At 61.3% G+C, this 9,990-nt stretch carries 9 protein-coding genes; 2 read left to right on the top strand and 7 right to left on the bottom strand.

Annotation, left to right across the window (positions count from 1 at the left end):
- Positions 1-99 precede the first annotated feature (99 nt).
- A complete protein-coding gene (locus CLM72_RS17115) occupies positions 100-1,743 on the top strand; it encodes an MFS transporter (protein WP_105227235.1) in 1,644 nt (547 codons plus the stop codon).
- Positions 1,740-2,885: an HlyD family secretion protein gene (locus CLM72_RS17110; RefSeq protein WP_054917397.1), complete on the top strand. Its 1,146-nt coding sequence runs from the start codon at positions 1,740-1,742 to the stop codon at positions 2,883-2,885. The genes CLM72_RS17115 and CLM72_RS17110 overlap by 4 nt, the downstream gene beginning before the upstream one ends.
- Here the strand turns inward: CLM72_RS17110 and CLM72_RS17105 are convergent.
- The 7 genes from CLM72_RS17105 to CLM72_RS17075 all read right to left on the bottom strand — a co-directional run bounded on the left by CLM72_RS17105 (position 2,866) and on the right by CLM72_RS17075 (position 9,919).
- Positions 2,866-3,741 (bottom strand): aldose 1-epimerase, encoded by an 876-nt coding sequence (locus tag CLM72_RS17105; protein ID WP_105227234.1) that lies wholly within the window; start codon positions 3,739-3,741, stop codon positions 2,866-2,868. The genes CLM72_RS17110 and CLM72_RS17105 overlap by 20 nt on opposite strands.
- Before the next feature lie 141 nt (positions 3,742-3,882).
- A complete protein-coding gene (locus tag CLM72_RS17100) occupies positions 3,883-5,163 on the bottom strand; it encodes a TRAP transporter large permease (protein ID WP_105227233.1) in 1,281 nt (426 codons plus the stop codon).
- 1 nt (position 5,164) lies between these two features.
- The gene (locus tag CLM72_RS17095; protein ID WP_054898249.1) at positions 5,165-5,692 is read right to left on the bottom strand and encodes a TRAP transporter small permease; all 528 of its coding nucleotides are present in this window, start codon (positions 5,690-5,692) and stop codon (positions 5,165-5,167) included.
- A 65-nt stretch (positions 5,693-5,757) separates the two neighbouring features.
- On the bottom strand, positions 5,758-6,720 hold the full coding sequence (locus tag CLM72_RS17090; RefSeq protein ID WP_105227232.1) for a TRAP transporter substrate-binding protein: 963 nt from the start codon (positions 6,718-6,720) through the stop codon (positions 5,758-5,760).
- A 45-nt stretch (positions 6,721-6,765) separates the two neighbouring features.
- Positions 6,766-7,641 carry an SMP-30/gluconolactonase/LRE family protein gene (locus CLM72_RS17085; protein WP_105227231.1) on the bottom strand — a complete coding sequence of 292 codons (876 nt, stop codon included), beginning with the start codon at positions 7,639-7,641 and terminating at the stop codon, positions 6,766-6,768.
- Between the two features lie 26 nt (positions 7,642-7,667).
- Positions 7,668-8,486 (bottom strand): NAD(P)-dependent oxidoreductase, encoded by an 819-nt coding sequence (locus tag CLM72_RS17080; RefSeq protein WP_105227230.1) that lies wholly within the window; start codon positions 8,484-8,486, stop codon positions 7,668-7,670.
- 170 nt (positions 8,487-8,656) lie between these two features.
- Positions 8,657-9,919, bottom strand: coding sequence for an OprD family porin (locus CLM72_RS17075; RefSeq protein WP_034127961.1), 1,263 nt, complete (start codon positions 9,917-9,919; stop codon positions 8,657-8,659).
- Positions 9,920-9,990: the final 71 nt, after the last annotated feature.

Raw genomic sequence — 9,990 nt, 5'->3', positions numbered from 1 at the left:
ATTGCGTCCTCAAGATGGCAACATGAACGCCTCTCAGGTTACTGTTCCTCTGTGTAACGGATTCACCGGCCTTGCACCCCGGCTTACCAAGGTCACCGAATGGATAAATACACCCCCCACACCTGGCAACCCCACGAGCGGCCGAGCCTGCCTGGCTCGCCGTCGACGCCGCTGCATCCTACGCGTAAGCGCTGGCTCTTCGCGCTGGTCGGCGTGCTGGTGGCAATCACCGGTGGCTTGGGTAACGCCCTGGTCATCGCCAACCTGCAATACCTGCAAGGCGCCCTGGGCGCGACCACCGCGGAAATGGCCTGGCTGCCTGCCGCTTATGTAATGACCAATGTGTGCATGAACCTGCTGCTGGTGAAGTTTCGTCAGCAGTTCGGCCTGCGCGCGTTTACCGAGGTGTTCCTGGTGCTCTATGCGCTGGTGACCTTCGGCCACTTGTTCGTCAATGACCTCAGTTCGGCGATTGCGGTACGGGCCGCCCATGGCATGGTGGGTGCGGCGCTGAGTTCGTTGGGCTTGTACTACATGATCCAGGCATTCCCGGCCAAGTGGCGGTTGAAAGCTTTGGTGTTGGGGCTGGGTACCGCGCAATTGGCGCTGCCCCTGGCGCGGCTGTTTTCTGAAGACTTGCTGCAAATCGCTGAATGGCGCGGGCTGTATTTGTTCGAACTGGGCCTGGCGCTGATCTGCCTGGGCTGCGTGTTCCTGCTCAAGCTGCCGCCGGGCGATCGCTTCAAGACCTTTGAAAAGCTCGATTTTCTCACCTTTGCCATCCTCTCCAGCGGCGTGGCGTTGCTCTGTGCGGTGCTGTCCCTGGGGCGCATCGACTGGTGGCTGGAAGCGCCGTGGATCGGCGTAGCCTCGGCCTGTTCCCTGGTGCTGATCATGGCGGGGCTCGCCATCGAGCATAACCGCAGCAACCCGATGCTGATGACGCGCTGGCTGGGCAGCGGCGTGATGATCCGCCTGGCGTTGGCGGTGGTGCTGATTCGCATGGTGCTGTCCGAGCAATCCACCGGTGCGGTGGGGTTCATGCAGATGTTGAATATGAGCTACCAGCAGATGCACACCCTGTACGTGGTGATGCTGGCCGGGGCGATTGCCGGGCTGGTGGTCAGCGCGCTGACGATCAACCCGGCGCATTTGCTGATGCCGCTGATCATTTCCCTGGCGCTGATGGCGACCGGTTCGGTGATGGACAGTTTTTCCAGCAACCTGACCCGCCCGCAGAACCTCTATATCAGCCAGTTCCTGCTAGGCTTCGGCGGTACGTTCTTCCTGGGGCCGACCATGGTGCTGGGAACCAAAAACGTACTGACCAACCCGCGCAACCTGGTGAGCTTCTCGGTGATGTTCGGGATCTGCCAGAACCTCGGCGGCCTGATCGGTGCGGCGTTGCTGGGCACTTTCCAGATCGTGCGCGAGAAGTACCATTCGAGCATGATCGTCGAGCACCTGACCCTGATCGACCCGCTTGTGGCGGCGCGGGTGCAGAGTGGTGGGGCGGCCTATGGCAAGATCGTCGCTGACCCGGAACTGCGTAACCTCATGGGCATCCGCAGCCTGGCCACGGCGGCCACCCGCGAGGCGAACGTCATGGCTTACAACGATGTCTTCATGCTGATCGCGATTATCGCGATCCTGACCATGCTGTGGATCTTCGCCCGTAGCCTGTGGTTGATGAGCACCACCAAGGCAATTCCTCCTGTTCAACCCAGCGGCGCAACTTCATGACTGAACCTTCAACCACCACCACGACCGCCATCGCCGCCACGCCGGAAGGCAGCACGCCCCCGGGCGCAGTGCCTACCCAATTGCGGCCCTTGCGCGTGCGCATCATCTCGTCCCTGGGCTTTGCCGCCATCGCCATCATCGGTGTGCTGATCGTGCTGTACGCCTGGCAACTGCCGCCGTTCAGCAGCGCGGTGGAAACCACCGAGAACGCTTTGGTGCGTGGGCAGGTGACGATTATCGGCCCGCAGCTCAGCGGCTATGTGTTCGAAGTGCCGGTGCAGGACTTCCAGTACGTCAAGACCGGCGACCTGCTGGTGCGCCTGGATGACCGTATCTACAAGCAACGCCTCGACCAGGCCCTGGCGCAACTGGCGGTGCAGAAGGCCTCGTTGGCCAACGTGGTGCAGCAACGCAACAGCGCCGAAGCGACCATCAAGCTGCGCCAGGCCGCGTTGGTCGACAGCCAGGCCCAGGCACGCAAGAGCACTGCGGATTTGCGCCGCAATGAAGAGTTGATCAGTGACGGTTCGGTCTCCAAACGCGAACTGGACGTGACCCGTGCCGCCAACGCACAGACCATCGCTGCCGTGGCCCAGGCCCAGGCCAGCCTGGAAATCGCGCGCCAGGATCTGCAGACGGTGATCGTCAACCGCGGCTCCCTGGAGGCAGCTGTCGCGAGCGCCGAGGCGGCGGTGGAACTGGCGCGCATCGACCTGTCCAATACACGCATCACGGCGCCACGGGATGGTCAGCTCGGGCAGATCGGCGTGCGCCTGGGCGCCTACGTCAATTCCGGCGCGCAACTGATGGCCCTGGTGCCCAAGCAGTTGTGGGTGATTGCCAATATGAAAGAAACCCAGATGGACAATGTGCAGGTCGGCCAGCCGGTGACGTTCACCGTGGATGCGCTGAACCACCGCAAATTCCATGGCACGGTGCAGCATATTTCCCCGGCCACCGGTTCTGAGTTCAGCCTGTTGCAGGCGGACAACGCCACCGGCAACTTCGTCAAGATCGCCCAGCGGGTGCCGGTGCGCATCATCGTGGACCCGGACCAGGCCGAGAGTGAGCGCTTGCGGCCGGGGTTGTCGGTGGTGGTGAGTATCGATACTGCCGGGCGCCTTAAGAATTCACCGCCCTGACATTTGGCATGTATTTCAGGTTCAGATTGAGGTGGGTTGACTGGCCTTGTTCCAGCAATTTCAGGCCAGGCTTGCCCGCCAGGTGATGGGCATTCACCGGATGACTCACCGGCTCGATGCAGAAAAATTCCAACCCCGGCGGGCAGTACAGCAGGAAGTAATCGGCGCCGCTGGCCTGGCATTCGAGGCGGTAGCCAAGCTCCGGTTGTTCGATCAAGCAGTGCCCATCCCAGCCGCAAAAGGCGTTGTCCACCAGCCCCTCTGGCAACCCTTTGAGTTGCCTGAAATCCCAGGTCTCGGGAACCGGTGCCAACGCGGTGGGCAGCTTGGCTGCATCACTCATCCACACTTGCCTAGCCTTGGCCTGCAGCCGCGTACCCGGCCGGCGCGGCAAGTACGGATGCAAGCCCAGCCCATGCCAGGCGGGTTGCTTGGCCAGGTGAGTCACACACAATTGGATATTCAACTCACCGTTGTTCAAGCGAAACCGCTGGCGGGCGTGATAGGCGAAGGGCGTTTCGCAGCGCAGCTCCAACGCCACTTCATGTTCTGACTGGCTTGTCACCTCCCATGCCTGCTGCCAGGCCGAACCGTGAATCGGAAAAGGGTCAGTGAGGCTATTGGGTGCCAGTGCCAGCCAGCCACCGGGGTTGTCGAAGCCGCCGTGGGCGATGCGGTTGGACCAGGGCGCTAATGGATAGCAGCCCAGCTTGCCCGGCAGCCCGGTATTGATCGCGTGCCCGTCGCTGTGCCGCAACAACGGCTGCCCGGTGGCGCGTACCGTCCAATTGACGAGGCTGGCGCCGAGGGCGGGGGCGAGCACCAGATGGGTGAATTGATCAGTAAGCTCAATCACGATTGACCTGCCTAGTGAAGTCAAAACAAACACTGAGGATTCAACTGTGGGAGCTGGCTTGCCTGCGATAGCGGTGTATCAGTCATGAATGCGTTGACTGACAGATCGCTACCGCAGGCAAGCTCCCACATTGGTTCGCCTTTACAGCACCAAGTGGGGCAACCACAGCGACAACGCCGGAACGTAGGTCACCGCAATCAGCACCAAGAACAACACCGCATAAAACGGCAGCAGGGCCTTCACGGTTTTCTCGATACTGGTCTTGCCCACCGCCGCGCCGACGAACAGCACTGCGCCCACCGGCGGTGTAATCAGACCGATGCCGAGGTTCACCAGCATGATCATGCCGAAGTGGACCGGGTCGACGCCGATGCCCAGGATCACCGGCATCAGGATAGGCGTGAGGATCAGAATCAGCGGCGCCATGTCCATCACCGTGCCGAGCAACAACAGCATGACGTTGATGCACATCAGGATCACGTAGCGGTTGTCCGACAGGGTCAGGAACAGCGTGGTGATCTTCGCCGGGATCTGCATCAGGGTCATGATGTAGCCGAAGCTGGCGGCGAAGGCGATCAGGATCATCACGATGGAAATGGTGCGCACCGTGCGATGCATCAGTTTGGGCAGCTCGCGCCATTTGTAGTCGCGGTAGATGAACATGGTCACGAAGAATGCCCACAACACCGCAATCGCCGCCGACTCGGTGGCGGTGAAGATGCCCGACAGGATGCCGCCGAGGATGATCACCATGGCCATCAAGCCCCAGAGCGCGTCGGCGGCGATCTTCAGCGCCTGCTTCAAGGGGATGACTTCGCCTTTGGGGTAGTCGCGCTTTTTCGCGAAGATCAGGCAGAGCACCATCAGGCACGCGCTCATCAACAATCCCGGCACCACGCCGGCCATGAACAGCGAGGCGATGGAGACGGTGCCGCCCGCCGCCAGGGAGTACAGCACCGAGTTATGGCTGGGCGGCGTCAGCAGCGCCTGCACCGAACCGCTGACGGTCACTGCGGTGGCGAATTCGCGCGGATAACCACGCCGTTCCATTTCTGGAATCAGCACCGAGCCGACCGAGGCGGTATCGGCCACGGATGAGCCGGAAATCGCGCCAAAAAACGTCGAAGCCATGATATTGACCAGGGACAACCCACCACGCACAAAGCCCACCAGCACCCCGGCAAAGGCCACCAGGCGCCGCGACATACCGCCCTCGGCCATGATCGCCCCGGCCAGCACGAAGAACGGAATCGCCATCAGCGAAAACTTGTTCACCCCACCGGCAATCTGAATCATCAGGGCCTGGAACGGGATGTCGATCCACCACGCGCCAATCAGCGCCGACAGCCCCAATGCATAGGCCACCGGCATGCCGATCAGAATCAATGCAACAAAGCTGCCCAACAGAATCAATGCGTCCATATCAGGCGGCCCCTTCGTTTTCTTCAACCAGGTCGAAACGCACCACCTTGCGGTTGCTCTGGTCACCGAGCAGCAGCTTTTCGACCACGAATACCAGGGTCAGTACGCCGCCAATCGGGATCGGCATGTAGGTAATGCCCACGCGCAGGGTGGGGATGGCGCTCATGAATTGGTTCCAGGTGGACAGGCACAGCTTGGTGCCCCAAATCGTCATGAACACGCAGATGGTGCCCATCAGCAGTTGCGAGAGGATGCCGACGAGGCGGCGTTGGACAGGCGGCAAGCGGTCAGTGATCATCGCCACCGACATGTGCGCACCGGCACGATAACTGGCAGCGGCGCCGATAAAGGTGAACACCAGCATCAGCAGGATGGCGGTGGGCTCCGGCCAGCTGGAACCGGTGCCGAGGGCGTAGCGGGTGAAGATACCCCAGGGAATGATCAAGGCGACCCCCAGGACGGAAAGGCCGGCGACCCAGATGCAGGTCATGTAAAGGCGGTCATTGAAGCGCAGCAGTAAAGTCTTCATGGCGTTCACCGTGACCGGGCGCGTCGATGCCGACCGCGCCGGGCCTTATGCAGGGGCAGGGGAGGTTATTGAACCGCGTCGATGCGCTTGATCATGTCCGCATACGGCGCACCGTACTTGGCACGCACCGCAGCAGTGGCCTCATAGAATGGCTTTTTGTCGACGGTGATGAACTCCACGCCGGCCTGCTTGAGTTTCTCTTCACTGCTGGCGGACTTGGCGTCCCAGAGCACGCGCTCATCAGCCTGGGCGGCCTTGGCGGCGGCCTTGACCATGTCCTGCTGGGCGGGGTCGAGCTTGTTCCAGGTGATTTTCGACATCACGATGGGTTCAGGCAGGATCAGGTGTTCGGTGAGGGTGTAGTACTTGGCGTTCTGGAAGTGGTTGTGTTCCAGCAAGGTCGGCGGGTTGTTTTCCGCGCCGTCGATGACCCCGGTCTGCAGGGCGCTGAAGATCTCGCCGGTGTCCATGGCAATGCCGTTGGCGCCCATGGCGTTGAAGGCTTCGATGAAAATCGGGTTGCCTTGCACGCGGATCTTCATGCCCTTGAGGTCTTCGATCTTGCGCACCGGTTTCTTGGTATAGAGATTGCGCGTGCCGCCATCCATCCAGGCCAGGGCCACCAGGCCGAACTCGGAGTTGGTGATCTTGGCGAGGATCTCGTCGCCGATCTCGCCATCGATGACCTTGCGCATATGCGCCTGGTCGCGGAATACGAACGGCAGGTTGAACACGTTCACGTCCGGCACCACCGGGCCGACGATGCCGAGGCTGACGCGGGTCATTTGCACGGCGCCGACCTGGGCCTGTTCGACCACCTCCTTCTCGGAGCCCAGCACACCGCCGGGGAAGTACTTGAAGGTCAGCTCGCCGTTGCTCGCCTTGGTCAGGGCCTTGCCCATGTTTTCTTCGGCGACCACGGTGGGGTAGCCAGCGGGGTGGATGTCGGCGAACTTGATTTCCAGCGCGTGGGCGGCGCTGCTGAGGGTGAAGATTGCAGCGGCGAGCAAGGTGCGTTTGAAGTCCATGGAAGTCACTCCTGTCTTGTTATTGTTGTATTCAAGGCACAGCGATTAAACGATGAAGCGGGGTTCGGGCAGTCCTTGGACGCCGGGGTTGAGGGCGAACACGCCACCAGACAGCGACTGTTCACTCGGGTCGTCGCGGATGGAGGTGACGTACAGAGTATCCAGGCGGCTGCCACCGAAGGCGCACATGGTGGGTTTTCTCACGGGCACGCTCAGGGAGCGGTCCAGGCGACCGTCCGGGGTGAAACGGTGAACCAACCCGGCGTCGTTGGCGCAGATCCAGTAACCGCCCTCGGCGTCCACGGCTGCACCGTCGGGACGCCCGGGGAAGTCGTTCATATCAATGAACAGGCGGCGATTGGACGGCGTGCCGGTCTCGATGTTGTAGTCGAACGCCCAGACCTTTTGCACCTTCGGGTGCGAATCGGAAGCGTACATCGTGCGACCATCGGGGCTGAAGGCCAGGCCGTTGAGGGTGATGAACCCCTCCAGTAGCGCGTGGGGCGCAGCCCCGGACCCATAGCGATAAAGGACGCCCTCGGCGGCGTTCAAGCCCATGTCCAGCACCATGCTGCCGGCCCAGAAACGGCCCTGGCGATCGCAGCGGCCATCGTTCAAACGCATGTCCGGGCGTGAATGTTCGAGGCTGGCCAGCGGCACGGTGTCGAGGCTGCCGTCGTTGTGGGGCGTGAGTTGGAAGAAGCCGGTTTGCATGCCGGCGACCCAATTGCCTGCTTGGGTGCGCGCAATACAGGCGAGCATCTCTGGGGCTTTCCACGCTGCCAGATGGCCGGTGGCGGCGCTCCAGCGTTGCAGGCCGCCGTTGGGGATATCTACCCAATACAGGGCGTTTTCTTCGGGCACCCACACCGGGCATTCGCCCACCGCATTGCGGGCATCGACAATCAGTTCAGCAGTCATGGTCATTCCCTTGGGTTGCGGGGCACTCAGTCACCGAACGGCCCCGCCGCGCAGAACGCACCGCCCTGGTAGACCTTGGCCGGGTCATCGGTGGCCACGGGCGGTTGGGCTTCGACCTGGGCGCGGAACACTTCGGAGCTGTCCTTGGGGGTAAAGCCCAGGTGCGCGGCGTAGCGGTTGTCCCACCAGGTGTCGAGGTTGGCCGACATGCCGTACACCACGGTATGGCCGACGTTGGGCGTGTACAGCGCGCGTTCGAGCAGTTGGGTCAGGTCGTCGAAACTCAGCCAGGTGTGCATCATCCGGCGGTTCTGCGGTTGCGGGAACGAGGAGCCGATACGGATGCTCACGGTCTCGATGCCATAACGGTCGAAGTAGAAACTGGCCATGTCTTCGCCGTAGGACTTGGACAGGCCGTAGTAACTGTCCGGGCGGCGCGGGGAATGGGCGTCGAGTTGCTCGCCCTGTTTGTAGAAACCGATCACGTGATTGGAGCTGGCGAAGATCACCCGCTTGACCCCGTGGCGGCGGGCCGCTTCGTAGATATGGAAAATGCCGCTGATGTTCGCGCCCAGCACCTCTTCGAACGAGCGCTCCACCGAAACGCCGCCAAAGTGCAGGATGGCGTCGACGCCCTCTACCAACTGATGCACGGCGTGTTTGTCGGCCAGGTCGCAGGTGTGTACCTCTTCGCGAGCGTCGGTGGCGGGGGCCATTTCAGCGATATCCGAAAGGCGCAGCACCTGGGCATAAGGACGCATGCGTTCACGCAGGACTTTGCCCAGGCCGCCGGCGGCACCAGTGAGCAACAGACGGTTGAAGGGAGCGGGGGTGGTGGTGGTCATGGGCCTTCCAGATTTTTGTTGTAGGTTGTCGTATGACTATAGGGAAATAGTGTTAGGGATTCCTGGTGTTGTCAACGTCCTTCCAGGCACATGAGATCAAAGGTGGGGGCTGGCAAGCCAGCTCCCACATGGATGTGTGGCACCTTTGAGATCGAGTTCGACTCTTGAACCTACAACAACGAAATCGGATAGCTGATAAAAATCCGGTTCTCATCGAACTCGTTATTGCTGAAATCCCGACGCATGGTCGAGTTGCGCCACTTCACATTGAGGTTCTTCAGCGCACCGCTCTGCACCGTGTAGGCCAACTCCGACTCACGTCCCCACTCCTTGCCGTCGGTGATCGCCCCGGTATGTACATTGCTGCCGCTGATATAGCGGTTCATCAGGGTGAGCCCAGGAACGCCGAGCACCACAAAGTTGAAGTCGTGGCGCACCTGCCAGGACTTTTCCTTGGCGTTGTCGTAGCTGGCGTTGTAGCTGTCGTTGGCCAGAGTGCCGCCGCTGGTGCCGTTGATGCGCATCCAGGCGCTGTCGCCGCTGAGTTTTTGCAGGCCAACATAGAAGGTATGGCCGTTGTATCTGGCCGAGAGCAGGGCGAACAGGGTCTTGTTATCGAGGTCGCCGGCCAGGGCGCTGCCGTCTTCCTTGCCGTTGAAGAACCCGAGGTTGGCGCCCAGGGTCCAGTCTCCCAGCGGCTGGCTGTGGGTGAGGTTGAGGTACTGCTGTTGATAGATATCAGTCAGTTCGGCGTACCACAGGCCGACCTGGGTACGTTTGTCGTTGAAAGTGTATTCGCCGCCGCCGAAGTTGAAACGGTCCGAAGTGAACGCGGCTTTGCCGTTCATGAACATGTCTTCCATGCTCGCGTCGTTGCGTGGGCTGTTGCCGCGAAACTGGCCACCGTAGAGCGTCAGGCCGGCGATTTCATTGGAGGTGACCTGGCCGCCACGAAAGGTCTGGGGCAGGGAGCGGCCATCATCGGAACGCAAGATCGGCAGCACCGGCATCCATTCGCCAACCTTCAACTCGGTCTTCGACAGCCTGGTTTTCAGCGCGACACCCAGACGCCCGAAATTGTCGGCGGGGCGGCCATCGTCATGCACCGGCAACAGTTGGGTGCCGGCGGTGCCTTTGCCGCCATCAAGCTTTTGCGAATACAGGCCCAGCACGTCAATCCCGAAACCGACCGTGCCCTGGGTAAAGCCGGACTTGGCATCAAGGATAAAATTCTGCGTCCACTCTTCGGCCTTGCCCTGGGGGTTGGTCGGGTTGGTGAAGTTGCGATTGAAGTAGGCATTACGCAGGTTGAGCGTGGCCTTGGCGTCGTCGATAAAGCCTTCGGCGTTGGCACCCAGCGGCAGGGTGACGGCCAGGCTGCCGAGGCCGAGAAGGCCCAGGCGCGTGCAGGAATGACGGGCGGATTGACTCACAGTGAGGCTCCCTTTGTTTTGTTGTTTTTATTATTTGTTATACGTCGTCGTACAACATGGGGCGCGATATT

The organism is Pseudomonas sp. MYb193 (assembly GCF_002966775.1).
GTDB classification, from domain to species: Bacteria; Pseudomonadota; Gammaproteobacteria; order Pseudomonadales; family Pseudomonadaceae; genus Aquipseudomonas; species Aquipseudomonas paracarnis.
This window is presented reverse-complemented; position numbering and strand designations above follow the sequence as displayed.

Bases quoted from the DNA above. Each gene is read 5' to 3' on its own strand.
- CLM72_RS17115 (WP_105227235.1), top strand. From the start codon at position 100: ATGGATAAATACACCCCCCACACCTGGCAACCCCACGAGCGGCCGAGC.
- CLM72_RS17080 (WP_105227230.1), bottom strand. From the start codon at position 8,486: ATGACCACCACCACCCCCGCTCCCTTCAACCGTCTGTTGCTCACTGGT.
- CLM72_RS17090 (WP_105227232.1), bottom strand. From the start codon at position 6,720: ATGGACTTCAAACGCACCTTGCTCGCCGCTGCAATCTTCACCCTCAGC.
- CLM72_RS17100 (WP_105227233.1), bottom strand. From the start codon at position 5,163: ATGGACGCATTGATTCTGTTGGGCAGCTTTGTTGCATTGATTCTGATC.
- CLM72_RS17095 (WP_054898249.1), bottom strand. From the start codon at position 5,692: ATGAAGACTTTACTGCTGCGCTTCAATGACCGCCTTTACATGACCTGC.
- CLM72_RS17110 (WP_054917397.1), top strand. From the start codon at position 1,740: ATGACTGAACCTTCAACCACCACCACGACCGCCATCGCCGCCACGCCG.
- CLM72_RS17085 (WP_105227231.1), bottom strand. From the start codon at position 7,641: ATGACTGCTGAACTGATTGTCGATGCCCGCAATGCGGTGGGCGAATGC.